The sequence below is a fragment of the Allobosea sp. CCNWLY174 genome (assembly GCF_037120455.1).
GTDB lineage: Bacteria > Pseudomonadota > Alphaproteobacteria > Rhizobiales > Beijerinckiaceae > Allobosea > Allobosea lupini.
This window is the reverse complement of record NZ_JBBBBQ010000004.1, coordinates 97,595-119,578: the sequence shown is the minus strand read 5'-3', so window position 1 is coordinate 119,578 and position 21,984 is coordinate 97,595. Positions and strand designations below refer to the sequence as shown.

Annotated in this window: 26 protein-coding genes; 8 read left to right on the top strand and 18 right to left on the bottom strand. The window is 67.2% G+C overall.

Annotated elements, in window-relative coordinates; genetic code table 11:
• Positions 1-68: 68 nt before the first annotated feature.
• The gene (locus tag V7S63_RS14130) at positions 69-1,001 is read left to right on the top strand and encodes a sulfite exporter TauE/SafE family protein (protein WP_091831954.1); all 933 of its coding nucleotides are present in this window, start codon (positions 69-71) and stop codon (positions 999-1,001) included.
• Positions 998-1,768: a TIGR02186 family protein gene (locus tag V7S63_RS14125; RefSeq protein ID WP_336530687.1), complete on the top strand. Its 771-nt coding sequence runs from the start codon at positions 998-1,000 to the stop codon at positions 1,766-1,768. Before V7S63_RS14130 ends, V7S63_RS14125 begins: the two co-directional genes overlap by 4 nt.
• Before the next feature lie 60 nt (positions 1,769-1,828).
• Here V7S63_RS14125 and V7S63_RS14120 read toward each other — a convergent pair whose 3' ends face one another.
• From V7S63_RS14120 to V7S63_RS14065, 12 genes are all read right to left on the bottom strand, one after another.
• On the bottom strand, positions 1,829-3,079 hold the full coding sequence (locus V7S63_RS14120) for a molybdopterin molybdotransferase MoeA (protein ID WP_336530686.1): 1,251 nt from the start codon (positions 3,077-3,079) through the stop codon (positions 1,829-1,831).
• Positions 3,080-3,081: 2 nt separating this feature from the next.
• Entirely contained in the window at positions 3,082-3,612 is a 531-nt protein-coding gene (gene mobB, locus V7S63_RS14115; protein WP_336530685.1) for a molybdopterin-guanine dinucleotide biosynthesis protein B, read from the bottom strand.
• Positions 3,613-3,706: 94 nt separating this feature from the next.
• On the bottom strand, positions 3,707-4,711 hold the full coding sequence (locus tag V7S63_RS14110; RefSeq protein WP_091831963.1) for a formate dehydrogenase subunit gamma: 1,005 nt from the start codon (positions 4,709-4,711) through the stop codon (positions 3,707-3,709).
• An 89-nt stretch (positions 4,712-4,800) separates the two neighbouring features.
• Entirely contained in the window at positions 4,801-5,397 is a 597-nt protein-coding gene (gene fdh3B, locus V7S63_RS14105) for a formate dehydrogenase FDH3 subunit beta (protein ID WP_091831965.1), read from the bottom strand.
• Between the two features lie 14 nt (positions 5,398-5,411).
• Complete coding sequence (locus tag V7S63_RS14100) at positions 5,412-8,390, bottom strand: formate dehydrogenase subunit alpha (RefSeq protein WP_100961438.1); 2,979 nt, start codon at positions 8,388-8,390, stop codon at positions 5,412-5,414.
• Positions 8,391-8,402: 12 nt separating this feature from the next.
• Positions 8,403-8,624, bottom strand: coding sequence for a formate dehydrogenase (locus tag V7S63_RS14095; RefSeq protein ID WP_427363187.1), 222 nt, complete (start codon positions 8,622-8,624; stop codon positions 8,403-8,405).
• Positions 8,621-9,412, bottom strand: a complete 792-nt coding sequence (locus V7S63_RS14090) for a Cro/CI family transcriptional regulator (RefSeq protein ID WP_336530684.1) — start codon at positions 9,410-9,412, stop codon at positions 8,621-8,623. Before V7S63_RS14090 ends, V7S63_RS14095 begins: the two co-directional genes overlap by 4 nt.
• 105 nt (positions 9,413-9,517) lie before the next feature.
• Complete coding sequence (locus V7S63_RS14085; RefSeq protein ID WP_336530683.1) at positions 9,518-10,237, bottom strand: DUF3306 domain-containing protein; 720 nt, start codon at positions 10,235-10,237, stop codon at positions 9,518-9,520.
• Complete coding sequence (locus tag V7S63_RS14080; protein WP_336530682.1) at positions 10,237-10,743, bottom strand: DUF3305 domain-containing protein; 507 nt, start codon at positions 10,741-10,743, stop codon at positions 10,237-10,239. Before V7S63_RS14080 ends, V7S63_RS14085 begins: the two co-directional genes overlap by 1 nt.
• Positions 10,744-10,753: 10 nt before the next feature.
• Positions 10,754-11,764, bottom strand: coding sequence for a DUF6352 family protein (locus tag V7S63_RS14075; protein ID WP_336530681.1), 1,011 nt, complete (start codon positions 11,762-11,764; stop codon positions 10,754-10,756).
• Entirely contained in the window at positions 11,761-12,312 is a 552-nt protein-coding gene (locus V7S63_RS14070) for a DUF6505 family protein (RefSeq protein WP_336530680.1), read from the bottom strand. The genes V7S63_RS14075 and V7S63_RS14070 overlap by 4 nt, the downstream gene beginning before the upstream one ends.
• Positions 12,309-13,052, bottom strand: a complete 744-nt coding sequence (locus V7S63_RS14065) for a biotin/lipoate--protein ligase family protein (RefSeq protein ID WP_336530679.1) — start codon at positions 13,050-13,052, stop codon at positions 12,309-12,311. The genes V7S63_RS14070 and V7S63_RS14065 overlap by 4 nt, the downstream gene beginning before the upstream one ends.
• A gap of 130 nt (positions 13,053-13,182) precedes the next feature.
• Here V7S63_RS14065 and V7S63_RS14060 point away from each other — a divergent pair, with 130 nt between their 5' ends.
• The 3 genes from V7S63_RS14060 to V7S63_RS14050 are packed head-to-tail and all read left to right on the top strand — an operon-like array spanning position 13,183 to position 15,834.
• Positions 13,183-15,222 carry a 4Fe-4S binding protein gene (locus tag V7S63_RS14060; RefSeq protein ID WP_336530678.1) on the top strand — a complete coding sequence of 680 codons (2,040 nt, stop codon included), beginning with the start codon at positions 13,183-13,185 and terminating at the stop codon, positions 15,220-15,222.
• 35 nt (positions 15,223-15,257) lie between these two features.
• A complete protein-coding gene (locus V7S63_RS14055) occupies positions 15,258-15,548 on the top strand; it encodes a type II toxin-antitoxin system RelE/ParE family toxin (RefSeq protein ID WP_336530677.1) in 291 nt (96 codons plus the stop codon).
• 1 nt (position 15,549) lies between these two features.
• Complete coding sequence (locus V7S63_RS14050; RefSeq protein ID WP_336530676.1) at positions 15,550-15,834, top strand: addiction module antidote protein; 285 nt, start codon at positions 15,550-15,552, stop codon at positions 15,832-15,834.
• 8 nt (positions 15,835-15,842) lie between these two features.
• Here the strand turns inward: V7S63_RS14050 and V7S63_RS14045 are convergent, their stop codons facing one another.
• Positions 15,843-17,114, bottom strand: a complete 1,272-nt coding sequence (locus V7S63_RS14045; RefSeq protein ID WP_336530675.1) for a c-type cytochrome — start codon at positions 17,112-17,114, stop codon at positions 15,843-15,845.
• A 139-nt stretch (positions 17,115-17,253) separates the two neighbouring features.
• On the opposite strand from V7S63_RS14045, the gene V7S63_RS14040 reads away from it, so the two are divergent.
• Together V7S63_RS14040 and V7S63_RS14035 are read left to right on the top strand one after the other, a co-directional pair.
• The gene (locus V7S63_RS14040; RefSeq protein ID WP_100961420.1) at positions 17,254-17,484 is read left to right on the top strand and encodes a sulfurtransferase TusA family protein; all 231 of its coding nucleotides are present in this window, start codon (positions 17,254-17,256) and stop codon (positions 17,482-17,484) included.
• A gap of 27 nt (positions 17,485-17,511) precedes the next feature.
• Positions 17,512-18,642, top strand: coding sequence for an Mrp/NBP35 family ATP-binding protein (locus V7S63_RS14035; RefSeq protein ID WP_336530674.1), 1,131 nt, complete (start codon positions 17,512-17,514; stop codon positions 18,640-18,642).
• An 18-nt stretch (positions 18,643-18,660) separates the two neighbouring features.
• Here V7S63_RS14035 and V7S63_RS14030 read toward each other — a convergent pair whose 3' ends face one another.
• The gene (locus tag V7S63_RS14030) at positions 18,661-19,149 is read right to left on the bottom strand and encodes a VOC family protein (RefSeq protein WP_336530673.1); all 489 of its coding nucleotides are present in this window, start codon (positions 19,147-19,149) and stop codon (positions 18,661-18,663) included.
• Positions 19,150-19,310: 161 nt separating this feature from the next.
• Between V7S63_RS14030 and V7S63_RS14025 the strand changes: the two genes are divergently transcribed.
• Entirely contained in the window at positions 19,311-19,712 is a 402-nt protein-coding gene (locus V7S63_RS14025; protein ID WP_336530672.1) for an SRPBCC family protein, read from the top strand.
• A gap of 9 nt (positions 19,713-19,721) precedes the next feature.
• Here the strand turns inward: V7S63_RS14025 and V7S63_RS14020 are convergent, their stop codons facing one another.
• The 4 genes from V7S63_RS14020 to V7S63_RS14005 form a co-directional block, all read right to left on the bottom strand.
• Entirely contained in the window at positions 19,722-19,844 is a 123-nt protein-coding gene (locus V7S63_RS14020) for a hypothetical protein (protein ID WP_274532920.1), read from the bottom strand.
• A 70-nt stretch (positions 19,845-19,914) separates the two neighbouring features.
• Positions 19,915-20,547: a molybdenum cofactor guanylyltransferase MobA gene (gene mobA, locus V7S63_RS14015; RefSeq protein ID WP_336530671.1), complete on the bottom strand. Its 633-nt coding sequence runs from the start codon at positions 20,545-20,547 to the stop codon at positions 19,915-19,917.
• Positions 20,540-21,430: a formate dehydrogenase accessory sulfurtransferase FdhD gene (locus tag V7S63_RS14010; protein ID WP_336530670.1), complete on the bottom strand. Its 891-nt coding sequence runs from the start codon at positions 21,428-21,430 to the stop codon at positions 20,540-20,542. The genes mobA and V7S63_RS14010 overlap by 8 nt, the downstream gene beginning before the upstream one ends.
• Before the next feature lie 20 nt (positions 21,431-21,450).
• Positions 21,451-21,969 carry a DUF2478 domain-containing protein gene (locus V7S63_RS14005; protein ID WP_336530669.1) on the bottom strand — a complete coding sequence of 173 codons (519 nt, stop codon included), beginning with the start codon at positions 21,967-21,969 and terminating at the stop codon, positions 21,451-21,453.
• Positions 21,970-21,984 lie beyond the last annotated feature (15 nt).

Genomic DNA, 21,984 nt, shown 5'->3' with positions numbered 1-21,984 from the left:
AGTCGTATCCACTTTTGCGGCTCATGCCCGACATGAGGTGGCATCGACGGCCGGTAAGGTTTGGAAGCGTGCAGATCTATCTCCCGATCGCGGAACTGCCGATCAGCATTTTCCTGGTGCTCGGGCTGAGCGGCGCGGTCGGCTTCATCTCGGGCCTGTTCGGCGTCGGCGGCGGCTTCCTGCTGACGCCCTTGCTGATCTTCCTCGACATCCCCCCCGCCGTCGCTGTCGCGACCGTCGCCGCGCAGGTCGCCGGCTCATCGATGACCGGCGTGCTGACCTATTGGCGGCGCAACGCGCTCGACTTCAAGCTCGGCGGCATCCTGGTCTCGGGCGGCATAGTCGGCACGATCCTGGGCGTGCTGTTCTTCAACTCGATGCGGCGGCTTGGCCAGCTCGAGCTGGTGATCACCCTGGCCTATGTCACGCTCTTCACCTGCATCGGCGGGTTGATGCTGTTCGACGCGGTGCGCGTCGCGCTACGCGACCGCAGGGGCAAGCCGGCCCGCCGCCTGCGCGAGGCCGGCTCGCATCCGCCCTGGATGGGCCTGCCGCTGCGCATGCGCTTCCCGCGCTCCCAGCTCTATGCCAGCGTGATCCCGATCATGGCGCTCGCCGTCATCATCGGCTTCATCGGCGCCGTTCTCGGCGTCGGCGGCGGCTTCATGCTCGTCCCGGCACTGATCTATTTCTTCCGGATTCCGCCGGCCGTAGTGGTCGGCACCTCGCTGTTCCAGATCCTGGTCACCATGACCGGCGCGACGGTGCTGCACGCCGTCACCAACCAGTCGGTCGACATCATCCTGGCCATGCTGCTGCTGGTCGGCGGCGTCATCGGCGCGCAGTTCGGCGGCCGGGCAGCGCGCAATCTCAACGTCTCCTCGTTCCGGCTGCTGCTGGCGCTGCTGATCCTGTCGGTCGGCCTGCGCTTCGCGGTCGAGCTCTTCCTGCCCCCGAGCGAGCCCTATTCGGTGGTGGTGCAGGACGGAGCGCAGCGATGAGACACGCGGCGCTCGCCCTCATAGCGACCTGCCTCGCGGCCCTCGCCGCCCTCCCCGCGAAGGCCGAGGCGCTGATCGCGGCCCTGTCGACCCACCGGATCGCGATCGCCTCAAACTTCACCGGAGACCAGCTCGCGGTGTTCGGCCTGGTCGAGCGCGATGGCCGGTCCGTCGCGCGGGCCGACCCCTACGACATCGTCGTCACCGTCCGCGGCCCGCGGCGCATGCTGATCGTGCGTGAGAAGGAGCGCGTCGGCCCGCTCTGGATCAACCGCACCCAGCGCCGCTTCCCGGACCGCTCGATCTATCTCTCGGTCGCGACCAACCGGCCGATCAAGGAGATCCTGTCGGAAGAGGCGGCGCGACGCGACAAGATCGGCCTGGCCAATGCGCAGCGCACACCGACGGGCTTCGACTTCGAACTTGATATCGCCCGCTTTCGCGAAGCGCTGATCCGGACGCTCGAAGGCAAGCAGCTCTATGCGCTGGACGAAAGAGGCGTGACCTTCCTGTCGCCGGCCCTGTTCAGCTCGCAGATCAAGATTCCGGCGGTCGCGCCGACCGGCCCCTATGAGGTGGAGGTCCTGCTCTATGCCGGCGGCTCGATCCTGGCGCGCCAGACCACCAATTTCGAGGTGGTGAAGACCGGCGCAGAACAGCGCATGACCTCGGCCGCGCATGACCGGCCGCTTCTCTACGGCCTGGCGACGGTCGCGGTGGCCCTGCTGCTGGGCTGGCTGGCGACGGTGATCTTCCGGCGCGACTGAGCCTTGGATCGCACGTCGGCTTGTTTCGAATAAATGGATTCGACTTGTCGGCCCGATGCTTCAGCCCGTCAGCATCTCATAGGCGAGGAAAGGCACGATCGTGCCTTCGGCCACGTTCGTCAGCTCGTCGGCGAGTTCGACCAGCCCGTCGGTCTCGGTCAGCGAGGTCAGCACGCCGGCGCCATCGCGCGGATGCTTGCGCGCCACCGAGATGCCGTCCGGCCCGGGAGCCAGCGAGACACGGACGTATTCGCGTCGACCCGCCTTCTTCTTGTAGGGAAAGCCGAGCCTGACCGGCAGGCCGTGCAGCCTGTTCGGCAGTGTGCCCGAGAGCAGCGCGATCACGGTGCGGGCAACGAACGCGAAGGTGACGAAGACCGCGACGGGGTTGCCAGGGAGACCGATGAAGGGGGTTCCGGCGACCTGCCCCATCGCCACCGGGCGGCCGGGCTTGATCGCGACACGCCAGAAGGCGAGTTCGCCGGCGCGCTCGACCGCCGCCTTGACGTGGTCCTCCTCGCCTGTGGAGACGCCGCCCGAGGTCAGGATCAGATCGCAGCTTTCCGCAGCCTGCAGCAGGCGTGCGGCGAGGCTCTCAGGTTCATCCTTGAGGATGCCAAGATCGACGACCTCCGCCCCGGCGCGGGTGACGAGCGCGCGCAGCAGGCTGCGATTGGCATCGTAGATGCCCGCGCGCGGCAGGGCCGTGCCGGGCTCGTTGAGCTCATCTCCGGTCGAGAAGATCGCGACGCGGACACGTCTGCGCACCGCGACTTCGGTCAGGCCGAGCGCGGCAAGCAGCGCGAGGTCCTGTGGTCGCAGGCGCCGGCCGGCAGCGAGCGCGACATGCCCGCGCGGCAGATCTTCGCCCGCTGGCCGGGTATTGGCGCCACGCTTCAGCCCGGGCGGCAGGATGACCGCGCCGGCTTTCAGCGTGACGTCCTCCTGCATGAAGACGGTATCGGCACCCGCCGGCATCGGCGCACCGGTAAAGACACGCACGGCCACCCCCACCGTCGCGACACCGACGGCGTCGTTGCCGGCTGCAACCCTCCCCGAGAGCGGGAGCTGCGTTTCCGCGGCCGCCAGGTCGGCGAAACGGACGGCATAGCCATCGACCGCCGAATTGGCGAAGGGCGGCAGGTCGAGCGGCGCGATGACATCCGCGGCCAGCACGCGCCCATCCGCCGCGGCGAGCGGGACAGTCTCGCTGCCGGCCACCGCCGCGATGCGCTCGGCGGCGTGTCCGGCCGCCTGCTCGATCGTCAGCATCGGCCCGAAGGCGTCGGCATCCGCGCTGAGCTGCGCCATCGTCAGCAATCCTCTTTCGCCCGGGCCAGCACCGTGTCGAGCGGCCGGGCATTGGCGAAGAGACAATCGGCGATGGCGGCGACGTCGTCGAGCCCGATCACCGGCCGGCCGGCATCCGGAAAGGCGGTGTCGCTGGCGATGGCGACGATGCTGGGATCGCCTGGATACAAGGACGGCTTGCCGTTGGCCGCACGATAGACCTCGAGCTTGGCATGCCGATCGCGCTTGAAGCCCTCGACGATGACAAGATCGACCGGCGACAGCCGTGCCAGCAACTCCGGCAGCGCCGCCTCCGGCTCGTCGCGCAACTCGTGCAGCAGCGCCCAGCGCTTGCCCGAGGAGATCAGCACCTCGGAGGCGCCGGCCTGCCGGTGCGCCCATGAATCCTTGCCGGGGGTGTCGAGATCGAAGGCGTGATGGGCGTGCTTGATCGTCGAGACCCTGACGCCGCGGCGATTGAATTCCGGGATCAGCTTGGTGAGGAGGGTCGTCTTGCCGGCCCCGCTCCAGCCCGCCAGTCCGATCACGCGCATCGACAACGACATCCTCAAAAAGACAAAGCCGGGCGCGAGATGCGCCCGGCTGTCATCATGCAAATGCCGTCAGCGGGTCAAGCGCGGCAAAAGTTCACTCCGCCGGCTGCAGCTTGCCGCCGTGGACGTGGCCCTTCTTCATTTCCTCGGCGACCCAGAGCGAATGGTGCTCCCTGGCCCAGTTGAGATCGACCTCGCCGGAGCCCATCGCGTCGAAGGCGCCCTCCATGCCGACCGTGCCGATATAGATGTGGGCGAGGATGGCAGCGATCATCAGCACGCCGACGATACCGTGGACCACGTTCCAGAATTGCAGGTTGAGCACGCCGCCGGCCGTCGCGGGGAAAAGCAGATAGACGCCCGAGACGCCGAGCGCAGCGCCCCCCAGCACGACGGTCCAGAACACGATCTTCTGGCCGCCGTTGAAGCGCTTGGCCGGCGGATGGCCTTTGCCGACGATGCCGCCGCCGGCCGCGAACCAGCGGACGTCGACCATGCCGGGGATGTTGTCCTTGATCCAGATCAGGAACATCAGGGCGATACCCAGCATGAACGGCCAGGCCAGGTAGTTGTGCGCCCATTTCGCCACGATCGAGACGTTGGTGAACGCCTCCGGGCCGATCAACGGCAGCAGCAGCGCCTTGCCGAAGGTGACGTTCAAACCCGACAGCGCCAGCACGATGAAGCAGGCTGCAGTAAGCCAGTGGACGAAGCGCTCGAAACCGTTGAAGCGCGTCAGCGTCTGCCCGGAGGGACCGCTCTCGATCCGTATACGGCCGCGAATGAGATAGAAGGCGATCAGCGCGATCAGCATGCCGAGCACAGCGACCGCGCCGATCTTGGTCATGGTGTTCTGGTGGAAGGCCCGCCACTCGCGCCCGGCGGGGCGCTCCAGCGTCGCCGCCTTGGTGTCGGGGATGCTGATGCGGCCCTGCAATTCGGCCGAAGGATTGCCCTTCAGCGCATCGAGGAACTGCTTCTCCCTGACCGAATCGGCGGTCGGGTTGACCTGCTGGGCGGAGCCAGGCTGGGCGATGCCGACGGCGATGGCCAGCAGCAGCGCCGTTACGAGGAAGCGGAGATGAGCGCGCAGCGACATTGCGGCATCCTTTTCGCGAAGGCAGCGTCAATCTGGGGAAGAACGCACCCGACCTTTTGCCAGGCCGTGATGCGCCCTCCTCCCCCAGCTCAGATCGTGATGGTTTCCCGATAGGCCGTCTGCCAGCCCCAGGCTCCCGAGCCGTAGCCGCGCTTGACCACGCGTTCCTTGTAAATCTGCGCGATCACCTCGCCGTCGCCGGCGAGCAGCGACTTGGTCGAGCACATCTCGGCGCAAAGCGGCAGCTTGCCCTCGGCGAGACGGTTCGAGCCGTATTTCTGATACTCGGCCGGCGACAGGTCGGCCTCCGGGCCGCCCGAGCAATAGGTGCACTTGTCCATCTTGCCGCGCGAGCCGAAATTGCTGACCTTCGGATATTGCGGGGCGCCGAACGGGCAGGCGTAGAAGCAGTAGCCGCAGCCGATGCACAGATCCTTGTTGTGCAGCACGACGCCGTCGGCGGTGTTGTAGAAGCAGTCGACCGGACAGACGGCCATGCAGGGTGCATCCGTGCAATGCATGCAGGCCATCGAGACCGAGCGCTCGCCGGGCTTGCCGTCATTGATGGTGACGACGCGCCGGCGGTTGATGCCCCAGGGCACGTCGTTCTCGTTCTTGCAGGCGGTGACGCAGGCGTTGCACTCGATGCAGCGATCGGCGTCACAGAGGAATTTCATCCGGGCCATGGTTCAGTTCCTCCTCACGCCGCCGCGATCTGGCAGAGCGTGACCTTGCCTTCGTGCATGGCGGTCACAGGGTCGTAGCCATAGGTCGTGACGATATTGACCGACTCGCCCAGCACGATCGGGTCGAGGCCCTTCGGATAATTGCCGCGCTGGTCGACGCCCTGATAGAAGCCGCCGAAATGGAAGGGCATGAAGGCGGCGCCTTTGCCGACCCGCTCGGTGACCAGCGCCTTGACCCGGGCCTTGGAGTTGTTCTCCGGCCCGGTCACCCAGACGAAGGCGCCATCCCGGATGCCGCGCTCGGCCGCATCCGCCGTGTTGATCTCGACGAACATGTCCTGCTGCAATTCGGCCAGCCACTTGTTCGAGCGCGTCTCCTCGCCGCCGCCCTCGTATTCGACGAGGCGGCCGGAGGTCAGCACGATCGGGAACGACTTGGCGATGCCCTTCTCGACCGCCGCCTTCTGCACGGAGGTGTGGAGGTTCGGGATGCGCAGCGTACGCTCGTCCGGACGCGCCGGCCATTTCGCCACGAGGTCGACGCGCGGCGAGTAGATCGGCTCGCGATGGACCGGCACCGGGTCCGGCAGGTTCCAGGCATTGGCCCTGGCCTTGCCGTTGCCATAGGGTACGCAGCCATGTTCCAGCGCGACGCGCTGGATGCCGCCGGAGAGGTCGGTCGACCAGGAGACGCCGTCGACGGCGTTGCCGCCGATCCAGGAGATGGTGGCCAGTTCCGCCGGCGTCAGGTCCTTGTCCCAGCCGAGCTTCTTCAGCACACCCATGGTGAACTCGGGATAGCCGTCCTTGATGTCCGAGTTCAGCGAGTAGGAGCCGCCCTCGGCGAGCAGGGTATCCTCGACCTTGCTGCCGTCGGGCAGCGTGCGCTCGCGGGTGAGGCCGAAGCGCGGGCGGAAGGTGCCGCCGCCATCCTTGGCCGCGAGCGAGGTGTTGTAGAGGATGTGGGTGCCCGGGTGCTTGTATTCGGGCGTGCCCCAGCACGGCCAGGGCAGGCCGTAGAAATCGTTCTCGACCGGCGAACCCTTGGCGCCGCGCAGCGTCACGATGTCGAACTTGTCCTGGTTCGCCATGTGCAGCTTCAGGCGCTCGGGCGACTGGCCGGTATAGCCGGTCGACCAGCCGCCGCGGTTGATCTCCCTGAGGATCGATTCGGCCGTCGGCTCCAGCCCGATCTTGCCCTGGACCATCTCATAGGGCCGGAACATTTCGGTGGCGAAGCCGAGCTTCTGCGAGAGCTTGTAGATGACCGCGTAGTCGCTGGCCGATTCGAAGATCGGCTCGACGACCTTCTCGCCCCATTGCACCGAGCGGTTCGAGCAGGTGCGCGAGCCGGAGGTTTCGAACTGGGTGCAGATCGGCAGGATGTAGGTCCCGTTCTTGCGCCCGCCGAGCGAGACGAAATTGGTCGGATGCGGATCGCAGACGACGAGGAGATCGAGTTTCTCGAGGCCCTTCACCGCATCCGGCATGCGCGGGATGGTGTTGCCGCCATGGCCCATGACGAACATGGCCTTGAGGTTGTCCTTCTGATCGACCTGCTCGGCCGGCAGGTTCGCGGCGTCGAACCAGCGGGTCGAGGTATGGCCGGAGGTCTCCATATTGGCCTTGCGCGTGCGGGCCGGCCGGCCGCCCTTGGCCGGCACTTCGTCGAAGCGCGAGACGAAATAGTCGTAGTCGACGCCCCAGACGCGGGCCCAGTGGCGCCAGGCGCCCTCGACCAGGCCGTAATAGCAAGGCAGGTTCGAGATATCCAAGCCGAAGTCGGTTGCGCCCTGGACGTTGCAGTGGCCGCGGAAGATGTTGGCGCCGGTGCCGTTGGAGCCGACATTGCCGGTCGCCAGCAGGAGGTTGCAGATGGCGCGGACATTGGCCGTGCCGACCGAGTGCTGGGTCACGCCCATGCACCAGACAAAGGTCGCCGGCTTAACCGTGGCGAAGGTCTGGGCGACGCGCTTCAGCTGCTCGCCCGGAATGCCGGTGATGTCCTCGACCGTCTTGGGATCGTATTTCTCGACCTCCTTGCGGACGTCGTCCATGCCGTGGACGCGCGCGGCGATGAAGGCCTTGTCCTCCCAGCCGTTCTTGAAGATGTGCCACATCAGGCCCCAGATCACCGCGATGTCGGTGCCCGAGCGGAAACGGACATAGTCGGTGGCATGCGCCGCGGTGCGGGTCAGGCGCGGGTCGAAGACGATGACGTTTGCGCGCTGCTGCTCCTTGCCGGTCAGGATATGCTGCATCGAGACCGGATGCGCCTCGGCCGCGTTCGAGCCCATGAAGATGACGGTCTTCGAATTGCGGATGTCGTTGTAGGAGTTGGTCATGGCGCCGTAGCCCCAGGTGTTCGCGACACCTGCGACCGTGGTCGAGTGGCAGATGCGGGCCTGGTGATCGACGTTGTTGGTGCCCCAGAAGGCCGCGAACTTGCGGAACAGGTAGGAGCCTTCGTTGGAGAACTTGGCCGAGCCGAGCAGATAGACAGAATCCGCGCCGGACTTGGCCCGGATCTCCATCATCTTGTCGCCGATCTCGTTGATAGCCTGGTCCCAGGACAGGCGCTGCCACTGCCCGTCGACCAGCTTCATCGGGTACTTGATGCGGCGATCGCCATGGACGAGCTCGCGCACCGAGGCGCCCTTGGCGCAATGGCTGCCGCGGTTGATCGGGCTCTCCCAGGCCGGCTCCTGGCCAACCCAGACGCCGTTGTTGACCTCGGCCCGGACGGTGCAGCCCACCGAGCAATGGGTGCAGATGTTCTTGACGACCTTGGTGCCGGTGGCGGGGCCGGGCACGGCGGCCTCGGCCTTGCGGACCGAGCCGATCTGCAGGGCGCCTGCAGCCGCGACGCCGCCGGCGACGAGGCCGGAGCGGCGCAGGAAGGAGCGGCGGTCCATCACGCCGGAGGCGAGGCCTCCAAGGGCGCTCTGCAGGCGGCCGCGCTGGACGTCGGCGGATTTGCGCTTGATCAGCATGATGCCGCCTCCTCAGTAACGGTTGACACGGTAGAAGTCCTTGACGTGCTCGCTCTCGCGATAGCGCGCCTTCGTCTCGTCCTTGCCGGGATCGACGGCGGCGGCAGGCGTGACCGCGACTGGAGCCACGGCCACCGTTGCGCCGGCGCCGAGCGCCTTGAAGAAGTTGCGGCGGTCGAGAGCCGTCTCCTTGCTCTTCTGCGACATCGTCGTCTCCTCCGTGCCGTATGTCATGCGGGCAGGCTCGCGGCCTGCGTCTCGATCGAAAGGTAAAGGCTGCCGACCCGGCCGACGGCGCGGTAGAACCGCGCCGCCTGCGCGGTTTCGAGATCGGCGAAGAAGCGGTCGGCCCAGGGGCGGATGTGGCGGGCGAAGAAGGATGTCTCGTCGACCCCCTCGCCCGAAACCTCGCCGCGGATCAGCCTGGCCTCGATATCCATCAGCACGGCGATATGGTCTTCGGGCTCGCCGACGCGCTCGGCGCGAGCGAGACCGAGCCTGCCCATGTCCTCGCGTACCAGAGCGAGCGGGCGCTCGTGCAGGAAGCCGGTGAGATAGTAGGAGGCATATGGCAGGAGCTCGCCGCGGCCGACACCGATGAAGAGCTGGAAAAACTCGTCCCGCACCTGTTCGGGGCTCGCCTCGGCGGCGGCTTCCGCCAGAGCCATATGGGCCATTCCGAGCGGGGAAGCATCGCCGCGCAGGCTCTGCAGGGCCGCAAGGGTTTCGATTGTCGGAGCGCGCCAGAGCAGAGCGCCGATCAGCTCGAACTCGTCGGCGCGAGCGGCGTCGAGCTCATCGATCGCGAGGGCGGCAGTCTCGACGATGATCGGCTCCTGCGGGTAGAGATCGGGCCGCAGATCGCTGCGCGAGACGCCGGTCAAGGCCTCCACCGAGAGGACGCGATCGGCCGGGACACGCTTCCAGGTCGAGATCGCCGGCTGCGAGACACCGACCCCTCGCGCCAGCGCACGCACGCCGCCGGCCGCTTCGATCGCTCGCTCCAGAGCCTGGTCCCGCATGAACGAAGGCGTCTCCAATCCCGCGCCAGCAAGCTAGAACCCGCCGGAGCACGCGGCGATAATGAGACCTTATCGGTTTAGATTGCAATTGTTCTCAACTGAAGCTCAGAGCGGCGTCGCCCCCCCGCCACGGCGCCTTGCCCGCTGCTGTGGCGGCTGAATTTCACGTGTTTTTTGCGCTGCAACAGAACCGCCGCCGGGAGAAACACTCGATTCAGCAGCTTTTTCAGCGAATTTTTGGGAAACACCCTCGTCGCCTAGCCGCACCGGCTGGGCGTCATCGGCGGCTATTCCAGGAACCTGCTGCGCCGCAGCAGAATCAGACCCGCTCTCGTCATTAGACGAAGGTCGAACAACTGCGACGTCGTTACGCACCTCCTCGGTCGGATCGGCAACCGGCTCGGGCGGCTTGCCGAAGATGTTGGCCAGCATCTCCTCGACATTGTCCGACTCGCTGAGCGGCCCATAGCCCGGCGCGCCACCCGGCGTATTCCAATCGAGCGCATAGTCACGGGCCGGGTCGAGATAGCCCGAGATCGCCGGATCGCTCTCCCAGGCGCGCCGCAGTGCCTTGAGCTTCCACTCCTCGGGCACGTTCTGCTTCAGCCAATGGGCGACGTCGAAATCCTTGTCCACGAGATCGAGCGACGGCGGCTCGACCATCTCCGGCACGGGTTCAGGTGCAGGGGCTTCCGCAGCGGGCTCGGTGCCGGTCAGTGCCGGCTCGGCAGCAGGCTGGGTCGGTTGCTGCTGCGCCTCTTTCTTGCGGCGCGCCCAGCGACCAAGAAACCCTTCTTCGCGATCCTCGTCGTCGGGGCGCGGCATCAGCCCTCTCCGCGATCGAGACCCGGGCGCGGCCGCATTCCGCCCTTGCGCGGATCATGCTCCGTGCGCTTGCGCTTGACGAATTCGCGCTCGACATGATGCGCGTCGAAGAAGGCGAGCACGGCCTGCGCAATGGCGGCCGGCATCGGCACCGCCTCGACGATGTCGTCGACATTCTCGAGGAAGACCTCGCCTTCGGACGGATCGGCGGTAACGCCGACCAGCTCCAGCGCCGGCTCGATCCCGGTCGGGCGGATCGAAACCCAGAGCTTGGCGTTGCCGCTCGCGAAATTCTCGCGGAAATGGGCAGTGTCGACCGAATGCAGCGTCAGCACGGCCGAGCCGAGATAGAACTGCTCGCGCCTGTCGTCGCCGGCGAGCCGGCTCCAGGGCGCGAGGGGCGGCGGCTCGGGCAGCACCGCGATCGGCGCCCAGGCATGGTCGGCCCAGGGCGAATCAAGTTTGCGCCGCTCGACCACGACACCAACCTCGTGATGTTGCTGCATGGCCTCGTCCTCAATTCGCCATCTCGTGCGCGGCGAGCGGCAGGCCGGTCACCAGGTTCTGCGGCTTCATCCTGACCAGTCGGTCGCCGTCCATCGCCAGCATCAGATAGATAGGCGCTCCCTCGGCCGCCGGCAGCACCGGCACCTCGGATGGCAGGGTCAAACGGTAGAGCGCGATCAGGCGTGAAGCCTTGTCCTCATCGAGCGCCTCGCCCTTCCAGAGCGCATTGCCGATCGCGGTTGCCTGCGCATCGAGGCCGACGAACCAGCGCCAGTTTGCGTCCCTTACATTCTCGATGGCTTCGATCTCGACGTCGAAGCCATGGATCTGCCGGATCCAGTGGGCGATCGCTTTGCCGAGTGCGACGCGGCCGGAGGGCTTGCCGCCGAGGTCGAGCACCATGTCGAAGGCGTCCGAGCGCTGCCAGTAGCGGTCGGCATCCACCTGCTTGAGAATGTCGAGCGAGGTCACCGCCGGCCCGCCGAGCATGGCGAGCAAGGGCGACGCATGCCTGTCAGCCTCGTGGCCCTCGATCATCTCGGCATCGGCGAGCAGGATCGTGTTCTCGTGCAAGGTGACGCGCTGCGGCCGGAACAGGCATTCGGCGGCACGCACCACGAAGGGATCGCTTTCCTCGTCGAGCCCAGCGCGCAGGATGACGTGGACGAGCTGGTCGAGGAAGACGGGCGGAATGCCGGACACCCCGCGGCGGATGATTCCGGCATAGGCGCCCTGCAGCGTCGGCGCCGCCAGCAGACGCTCGCGCCAACCGAGCAGGAAGCGCCAGTTCTCGCGCGCATCGGCATCGGCGATGGCCGCGATCTCGCGCTCGGCGACCTCGGCCTGCGGCTGCGCCATCAGCTTGGCATGCAGTGCCCGCTCGGCATCGCAGGCTTCCTCCGGCGGCAGCACCTCCGGCCGCGCCAGATAGGCCTTGAGGAAATCATCGGTGACGACGAGTCCGCCGCCAACCTCACGGTCGAGCAGGAGATGACCGGAGCTCGCCCAGAAATGGGTCATCTCGGCGCGTCCTTGATCAACTGCATCAGGTCGACATGCTCCTCAGGCTCGTCCTCGCCATCGGTCTCGATGAATTCGAAGGCGCGGAACGCATCCTTCGGCGTATCGCCGCGCGGCATCAAGGTCCGGAAGCGCTCGCGGATCTCGCCGTCCTCGAGCGTGCGATGCAAAGCGAGGAGTGTCTGCGCGGGATGATCGCAGAGCGAAGCGGCGAATGCGACCTCCTCCTCGGCTGCGGCGCGCGCCGCCGCGAGATCGGGCGCTCCGAGTTTGTCGACGAGTTGCGTCGCAAGCTGGGCAACCGCTTCCTGGCGTTCCTCCACCGTCACTTCGGTGACGACCGCGAGCGTGCTCCAGCCGAAGCTGCCGATACCGAGGAAGCCCGAGCGGAAGGCGACGCGGCCCTTGGTGTCGAGTCCGGCAACGCTATCCGGCGTGAACAGGAAGGAGCCCGTGACCAGCCATTCGCCAGGTTCCGCCGCCTTGCGGAAGACGAAGCCGTCCGACGGGTCGAGCCTTATCGCACTCGGCAGCTTGAGGGCAGTCACAGCTTGGGGGCTCCATTCTCCTGGTCGAGCCAGTCGACCTTGGCCAGCGCCTCGGTGAGGCTCCGACGTTCCGTGCCGAACTGCGAGGTCGCGATCAGGTCGCCGTTCGGCTCGATGCCGTGGCGCACGCCGACCACCTTTTCCAGCCGGTCGAGCCAGCGCCGCGCCGCCGCCTTGGCGCCCTCCTCCTGCCAGTGGCTGACGCCCAGCATGAGATGGCGGCAGAAGGACTCGATCAGGTCGACGGCATCGACCTCCTCGAAGCCCTCCTCGGCCATGCCGACGCCGGTCTGGCCGAGCTCGAAGGGCGACATCGTGGTCGCCCGGACCATGGCGCCGAAGACGAGCCAGTCCGGCACCTGATTCTCCGGGCAATCCGCCGGCCAGCCGAGTCGGCCGCCGCCGATCAGGCCGAGATCGTAGGTCAGCGCATCCGGCCAGCGGAACAGCACCGGCCGCTCCGGCGGCGAATGCACGGCAAGCGCATCGGCGAGCGCGTTCATGGCGAGGTAATGGGCGAGCCTCGCCTCGGCGAGGATGGCGTCGGGCTCCAGGACCACCGCGAATTCGACGATGTCGAAACGTCGCACCCAAACCAGGGTCGCGGCTCCGGCCTCGGCCGCGATCGCCTGCGCATGTGCGAAGGCGTCACCCGATTCGCGCAGGGTGACGAGCGAAAAGCCCGGCGGCAGCACCGGCTCGCGCCTGAGATCGTCCTGCCTGACCGGCCCTGCCGCCATCGTTGCTGCCCTGTCGCCTCTTATCCCAAGGGAGAGGCTTGCTTCTTTGGAGCCATTCCAATCCCATATAGGGAGGAATTGTCGCAAGCGCGACCAAAGCCGCTGCTTCGATCATGAGGACGCCTGCCCGATGACCGATGTCGCCCGCACGCTGATGATCTGCTCGTGCGAGGACACGATGCCGCTCGATGGCAAGGCGATCCAGCGCGGCTGCGCCGGCGCCGAGATCAGCGAGCATCGCCATCTCTGCCGCAGCCAGGTCGAACGCTTCCACGCCATGCTGGCCAAGAGCGATGCCATCACCGTCGCCTGCACGCAGGAGGCGCCCCTCTTTGAGGAGATCGCAGCAGACCTCGACTACTCCGGCGACCTCATCTTCACCAACATCCGCGAACAGGCCGGCTGGTCGGACGAGGCCGGGTCCGCCGGCCCGAAGATGGCCGCCCTGCTCGCCGCGGCAAGCGAACCCATGCCGCCGGCCTCCTTCACCACGCTGACCAGCAAGGGCGTCGCGCTGATCTACGGCCGCGACGAGATCGCGATCACGCTGGCGTACCGGCTCGCCGAGCATCTCGACGTCACCGTCTTGCTGTCGCGTCCCGGCGAAATTTCGCCACCCCGCAGCGACGAATTCCCAGTGCTGAAGGGCACGATCGCGCAGGCGAGCGGCTGGCTCGGCGCCTTCGAACTCACCGTCAACGACTACGCCGCCCCGAGCCCGTCCTCGCGCGGGAAGCTCGTCTTCGAGGCACCGCGCAATGGCGCGGTCTCGCATTGCGATGTCGTCATCGACGTCTCCGGCGGCACGCCGCTCTTCCCGGCCGGCGACCTCCGCGCCGGCTATCTGCGAGCCGATCCACGCGATGCGGCCGCGGTCGAGCGGCTCGCCTTCCAGGCGAGCGGGCTCCTCGGCGAGTTCGACAAGCCGGCCTATGTCGCCCTGAACGAAGGCCTCTGCGCCCATGCGCGCTCGCAGAAGACAGGCTGCACGCGCTGCCTCGAACTCTGCCCGACCGGCGCGATAACCCCGGCCGGCGATCATGTCGCGATCTCCGCCGAGATCTGCGCCGGCTGCGGCGCCTGCGCCGCTGTCTGCCCAACCGGCGCGGTGACCTATGCGCTGCCGCCGGCCGATGCGCTGCTGCGCAAGCTGCGGACGCTGCTCGTCAGCTATGCCGAGGCCGGCGGGCGCGAGCCCGTCGTGCTGCTGCATGACGGCGACCACGGCGAACCCCTGATCGAGGCGCTCGCGCGCCATGGGGCCGGCCTGCCGGCGCGGGTGTTGCCCCTGCGCGTCAACGAGATCACCCAGATCGGTCTGGAAACCTTCGCTGCCGCGCTCGCCTTCGGCGCCTCCGCCATCCGCGTGCTCGGCCGGGCCAAGCCGAAGCACGACCTCTCCGGCCTCACCCGCAATCTCGACTACGCCAACGCCCTCGCGGGCGCGCTCGGCTATGGCGAAGCCCGCGCCGCGCTGATCGAGACCGACGATCCCGACGCCCTCAACGCCGCCCTGTCGAAGATCACGCCCGGCCCCAACGTCGCGCAACCAGCGCGCTTCCGGCCGATGGGAGCCGGACGCCCGCTGCTGCGCCAGACGATCGGTGAACTGCATGCCGTCGCGCCGGTGCCGGTCGCCAACGTGGCGATGCCACCACGCGCACCCTTCGGCACAGTTCATGTCGACACCGAGGGCTGCACGCTCTGCCTCGCCTGCGTCTCCGCCTGCCCCGTCAGCGCCCTCGGCGACAACCCGGAGCGCCCGACGCTGACCTTCCAGGAGGATCTTTGCGTGCAGTGCGGGCTCTGCGCCGCGACCTGCCCGGAAAAGGTGATCACGCTGGAGCCGCGCGTCGATTTCGACGCCTGGAAGGGCGGCCGACGGGTCGTCAAGCAGGAGGAGCCGTTCCACTGCATCGCCTGCGCCAAGCCCTTCGGCGTGCGCAGCACGATCGAAAAGGTCGCCGCCAAGCTCGAGAACAAGCACTGGATGTTCGCTGGCGAAGGCGCCAAGCGCGCCTCGATCCTGCGCATGTGCGAGGATTGCCGGGTCGAGGCGGTGGTCAATGAGAGCTTCGACCCGCATCACTCGCCGCAGCGCCCGCCGGTGCGCACCACAGACGACTATCTGCGGGAGCGGGCGGAGCGCGGCGAGGATCCGCTGGGGTAGATGACAGCGCCGCAAATTCGTGTATCATAATACACATGCCTGAGCTTCGTCAGACGGCGGTGTTCTCGACATGGCTTGAGGACCTCCGCGACAACGCGGCCAAGGCACGCATCCTCGTTCGGCTGCGCCGACTCGAACTCGGCAATCCCGGCGACGTCAAGCCGGTCGGCGAAGGCGTGAGCGAAATGCGGATCGATTACGGGCCTGGCTACCGGGTCTATTTCATCCAGCGCGGCAAAGAGCTGATCGTTCTTCTTTGTGGCGGCGATAAGCGAACGCAGGCGAATGACATAGCCCGGGCCCAGCAGATCGCGGCGGAGTATTGACATGGCTGACGAGACTCGCCCCTTCGACATCCAGAACCATCTCGCGACACGAGATGAGCAGATCGCGTATCTGGAAGCCGCTCTTGAAGATGGCGACCCGGCTTTCATCGCGATCGCGCTCGGCGACATCGCACGGGCACGCGGTGTCACCACATTTGCCGAAGAATCCGGCATCAGCCGCGAGACGATCTACAAGGCCTTCCGCGCCGGCGGTAATCCGACGCTGGAAACCTTGTCCAAGGCGACGCGCGCCCTCGGCATGAAGCTGACGCTGGCGCCGGCCTGAGGTTCGGGCTAGCGCGTCACCTTCTCCAGCCAGTCCACCAGCGCCTGTCGATCCTCGGCAGCGCCGATCGTCTGCTCGGGCATCTTGGTGCCGGGCGTATAGGCATTCGGGCCGACCTCGAACAGCTTCGCGACGCTCTCCTTGCTCCAGACGATATCCATGCCCTTGAGCGCATCGGAATAGGTATAGCCGGGCGCGGTGGCGATACGGCGACCGAAGATGCCGTGCAGCGTCGGACCAGCTCGGTTGCCATCCGTCGGCGTCAAGGTGTGGCAAGCCGCGCAGGCGCGGAAGAGCTGCGCACCCCGCTCGCCCTGGAAGGCGGCGAGCGCATCCTCGCCGGCACGCGGCACCACCGCCCCGACATGCTCGCCGGTGACGGCGTTCCAGCGCCGGACCAGCCGGTCGGCGCCCCCGGACAGGAGCTGCTTGCCATCGGGCAGGAAGGCAAGCGACCAGACCGGCAGGCCAGGCCCGACAAGCGTGGCGCGGATCGTGCGCATCTTGCGGTCGATCAGCGCGACTTGGCCGCGCAGGCCACCAACTGCGATCGTTGCTCCATCGGGCGAGATGGCGAGTGCGATCAATGGGGTGTCGCCGACGGAGATCTCGGCGCGCTGGCTGCCATCCGAGCCGAACAGACGCAAGCGGCCATCGGCAGCAGCGACCGCGATCTCGCCATCGGGCGCGGCGACGACACGATTGAGCGGCGCGGGCGTGGTGACGATCAGCGGGACACCGCCATCCGCCGGCCAGAAGCGCAAGCTCGCATCATAGCCGGAGGAGACGACCATCCCGCCCGGCGCGAAGGCGACGCCGTTGACCGGCCCCTGATGGCCTTCGAGCACACGCGCCGTACCATCGGCCAGCGCGGCGACCCGAACCGTTCCATCCCAGGAGGCGGAAGCGAGATGCCCGCCCTCGGGTGAGACCGCCAGCGCCGCGACCGGCCCCTTGTGGCCTTCGATCACCTTCGCCGGCTCCGGCGTATCACCACGCCAGAGCGCGATCCTGCCGTCCTCAGCGCCGGTGGCGAAGCCGAGGCCGTTGACCGCGACGGCGGCGTTGACCGCGCCCTGATGGAAACGCAGCACCCTGATCGCGCTGCCGCGGGACAGGTCCCAGAGGATCGCCGACTGATCGAAGGAGCCCGTCAGCGCCACCGTGCCATCGGCCGAGACGGCGGCCGAGCGAACCGGTCCGCCATGGCCACGCAGCTCCTGAGCGAAGGCATGGCTGCCGAAGGCGAGCATAGACAGGGCAAGGGCGATCCTGATCATGCAGCGATCATGTCGCTTCAATTGGCCTTGGCAAGGCGGCCTTCGCTTCTTCCCCCCGCGGGAGAACGGTTTCCCACCTGTTGCTCCCGTACAAAAAGCCATCATATGAAGCGCAGTCTCGTTCGATCGGCCTTCGCCCATGACGTCCATTCCGCTCAATCTGCGCGGCCTCAAATGCCCCCTTCCCGCTTTGCGCGTGCGGAAGGCTTTGAAAGCTGCGACTCCCGGCGATCTGTTCCTGGTTGAGTGCACCGATCCGATGGCGGCGATCGACATCCCCAATCTGATGCGCGAGACCGGCGACGCGATCGAACTCAGCAGCAGCGAGGGCGAGCTGCTGGTCTTCCACATCCGCAAGGCCGCGGCCTAGCGTCGCGCAACAACCGGAGCCCAGATCGTGGCCCTTTCGCAAAACGACATCCTGCGCGCGCTCGAGCTGGTGAAGCTGCCGGCGAGCGGGCAATCGCTGGCGGCCTCCGGCCGCGTCGGCGATATCCTGATCAACGACGGCAAAGTGATCTTCGCGATCGGCATCGATGCGACCGAAGCCGGCGCGATGGAGCCCGTGCGCAAGGCCGCGGAAAGCGCGGTCGGCGGCATTCCCGGCGTGAGGCAGGTGCTGGTCGGCCTCACCGCCGACAAGGCGCCAGGGCGCGCGCCCTCGCAGGCGGCTGAGGCACGCCGGCAGGCGCAAGGCCAGCCTGCGCCCGGCGGGCCGGTGCCGAAGGCGGCCGGCATTCCCGGCGTCAAGCAGATCATCGCGGTGGCGAGCGGCAAGGGCGGCGTCGGCAAATCGACCACCACGGCCAATCTCGCCGTTGGCCTGGCGACCCTCGGCCTCAAGGTCGGCGTGCTCGATGCCGACATCTACGGCCCCTCGGTACCGAAGATCTTCGGCATCACCGGCAAGCCGCGGCTGGTCTCGGGCCGCACGCTGGCGCCGATGGAGGCCTATGGCCTCAAGATCATGTCGATCGGCTTCCTGATCGACGAGGAAACGCCGATGATCTGGCGCGGGCCGATGGTGATCTCGGCGATCACCCAGATGCTGCGCGAGGTCGCCTGGGGCGAGCTCGACGTGCTCGTCGTCGACATGCCACCCGGGACGGGCGACGCCCAGCTCACCATGGCCCAGCAGACCCCGCTCGCCGGCGCCGTCATCGTCTCGACGCCGCAGGACCTCGCCTTGCTCGATGCCCGCCGCGGCGTCGCCATGTTCAGGAAGGTCGAGGTGCCGATCCTCGGCATCGTCGAGAACATGAGCTATTTCATCTGCCCGGAATGCGGCCACCGCTCGGACATCTTCGCCCATGGCGGAGCCCGGCACGAGGCGGAGCGGCAGGGCGTGCCGTTCCTGGGCGAAATCCCGCTCGCCATGCCGATCCGCGAGACCTCCGATGGCGGCCGGCCGATCGTGGCGAGCGATCCCGACAGCGCCCATGCCAAGGCCTATGTCGCTCTGGCGCGGCAGGTGAAGGCCGGCCTTGCCGGGCCCGCCCGGGCCGCGCCACGGATCGTGATCGAGTAAGGCCGACCGGCTTCGAAGCTAGCCCCGGAGCATCGAGACACCGGGCCTGTCGGCCTGCGCCACGAACTGGTCGGAAGACGCTCTCTCCGCTTCCGTCTGTCGCTCCGTCAACATCCAGATATGGCCGAACGGATCGAAGAGCGAGGCGACCCGCCTGCCTTCGGTATCGGTCTGGACGCGGTCACGCAGCGCAGCGCCCGCCACGATCGCTTGCGCGAAACAGGTCTCGAGATCGGGAACCGTCAGCAGGATCGTCATGCTGACCGCCCCGGCCGCCTTGGGGAAGAACGGGCCGCCATAGGACGGCTCCTCCTCGCGGCGCGGATTGGAACCGGCGACGGAAACACGGGTTCCACCGATGAGCATCTCGACCCCGGCGATCTCACCGTCGATCCTGTGTGTCTTGAGTTGCCGCGCCTCGAAGGCCTCGCTGTAGAAATCCGCGGCCTCCTGCTCACGCCCGTGCTGCACGAAAATCCCCAGGCCCAAGCCGATGGTCTGCTTCATCTCGAATCTCCTGATCCGTCGCCGCTGGAATAGAGGGCGGGCGAAACCGGCGGATTCTTGATCGATCCGCGGCGAGCTCGCGCACGGCCCATCACCGATCCGCGATGACAAAGAATCTTGTTCATATTATGTTCCAAGGTGACAACGATGGAGACGCGACCATGCCCGTGCTGCCGACGCGCCATATCAGCATCGCGATCGACCGGCCGATCGACGAGGTCTACGGCTTCCTCGCCGATCCCATGAACTTCCCGACATGGGCGGAGGGGCTAGGGGCTGAGTTCAGCCATGTCGAGGGCATGACCTATCGCGCGAGGACGCCGATGGGGCCGATGCGGGTGATGTTCAGCGAGCCCAACCGCTACGGCGTGCTCGACCACGCCGTCATCCCCGACAGCGGCGCGCCGATGCACAACCCGATGCGTGCGCTGGCGAATGGCAGCGGCAGCGAGGTGGTTTTCACGCTGCTCAGGCGGCCGGAGATGACGGATGACGACTTCGCCCGCGATGCCGAATGGGTCGCGGCCGATCTCGCGCGCTTGAAGAAGCTGCTGGAAGGCTGAAGCTGAGCTTCAGAGCCGCACGCTGCTGGTCGCATAGGCGACATCGACCGGGCGCTGATAGGTCGCCAGCACCAGGCTCGCCCCATAGGCGGCAATGGCAGCGAAAGCGACGGCGATGGCAAACGACTTCATGCAACTTCCCCCAGAGGCAGGCGAATAAGCTTCGCTCATCCCTCGAATCTAGGGGCGGGGCTGCGGCTGATCAAGCGTCGCCGAGCGCGGCATGCAGCCGCTCGGCGTCTGCGAGATCATCAGGCCGATTGGCGTTGAAGAACGGATCGACCGGCTCGACCGGCCATTCGACCGACACGACGCCATGGCGCGCCGTCCAGCGGTCGATCTTGCGCTCGTCCTCGACGGTGAGCGCATGGCGCAACTCCTCGCGCAGCGCGACCGGCCAGAGACCGATTACCGGATGGGTCCAGCCGCCCGAGGCAGCGCAGGCGAGCGGGACATTCCCCGCCTCCCGCGCCGCATGCAGCCGCGCCACCAGATCGCGCGGGATGAACGGCGTGTCGGCGGCGACGCTGACCAGCCACTCCGCGCCCGGCCGATTCACCGCCAGCCAGTCGAGCCCGGCGAGGATGCCGGCGAGCGGCCCGGCGAAGTCCGGCACGCTATCGGCGACGACAGGCAGACCGTAATCGGCGAAGCGAGAGGGATCGCCATTGGCGTTGAGCAGAAGCCTGTCGCATTGCGGCTCAAGCCGCTCGAGCACATGGGCGAGGATGGTGCGGCCGGCGATGGTGCGCAGCGGCTTGTCGCCGCCACCCATGCGCCGGGCGAGCCCGCCGGCAAGGAGCAGGCCCAGGGTGGGAGGGCCGGGATCAGTCATCGCCGGCTCCCTTGCGGCGATGCTTGCCGCCCTCCTCCTCGACGCTGTCGGGGTCCTGGTCGAAGATGATGCGATCCTCGCCGGCCAGCGCCAGGAAGCGCTTGCCACGCGCGCGGCCGATCAGGGTGAGGCCGGCCTTGCGGGCGAGCTCGACGCCCCATTCGGTGAAGCCCGAGCGCGAGACCAGGATCGGGATGCCCATGCGCACCGTCTTGATCACCATCTCCGAGGTCAGTCGGCCGGTGGTGTAGAAGATCATCCTGCCGGGATCGACATCGTGGCGGAAGAGCCAGCCGGCGACCTTGTCGACGGCATTGTGGCGGCCGACGTCCTCCATGTAGACCAGCGGCTTGTCACGCTCGCAGAGCACGCAGCCATGGATCGCGCCCGCCTCCAGGTAAAGCGAAGGCGTGGTGTTGATCTTGCGGGTCAGCGCATAAAGCCAGCTGGTACGCAACTCGGCCTTCGGCAAGACGATCTCGTCGATCGCTTCCATCAGGTCGCCGAAGGCGGTGCCCTGCGCGCAGCCCGAGGTCAGCGTCTTCTTCTTCAGCTTCTGCTCGAAATCGGTGCGCTCCGGCGTGCGCACCACCACGACCTCGAGTTCCTCGTCATAGTCGACCGCCTCGACCGGATCGCCGCGCCTCAGCATGTTCTGGTTCAGGAGATAGCCGAGCGCGAGATATTCGGGATGGTCGCCGATCGTCATCATCGTGACGATCTCCTGGCTGTTCAGATAGAGCGTCAGGGCCCGTTCGGTGACGACGCGGGTCTCGACATTGGCACCGCTATGGTCGATTCCGGCAACGGTCGCGCCGAGCCGCGCGGCAGCCGGGTCGGGCCGGATCAGGTAATCGTCGAGAAAATCGCTGCCGAGGGGCACGGATCGTTCCTTGCTAGCCTTCAGGCCGGCTGGCGGAGCGCTGCCATCGCCCAATCGGTCACGGCAGCAGATTCGGGCGGCAGGCGCTGCCAGTCCTCGCCGGCGAACTGCGACCAGGCGGCAAGCATGTCGTCGCGCACGGCGGTCAGAAGAGGCAGGCCGGCGACGACGCCGGCGGCGATCTCGGCGCGCAGCCCCTGGCCCAGTACCTCCTGCTTGCCGAACTTGTTGACGATGACGAGGTCGACCGGCCCGGACAGCGCGCCAGAGACGGCGGCACCAGCAGCCGCGAGGCCGGCAGCGTCAAGCCGGCAGCCAGCCGAGCCGGCACCGCGATCCTCGCTGATCGGAAAGAGCCGGCCGGAGGCAAGGTCCTCGAGCGCCATGCTGGCGCAACCGCTCATGCAGTCGCCATTGTTGTGCTGGACGACGCCGCCAAGCCGAACGGCCTCGCGCTTCAGGATATCGGCGACCTCCGCCATCAGTTCGTCGATGGGGAAGCCCGAGGAATAGACGATCGCGGCAAGCGGAGCAGTCATCGTCTGCCTTCATCC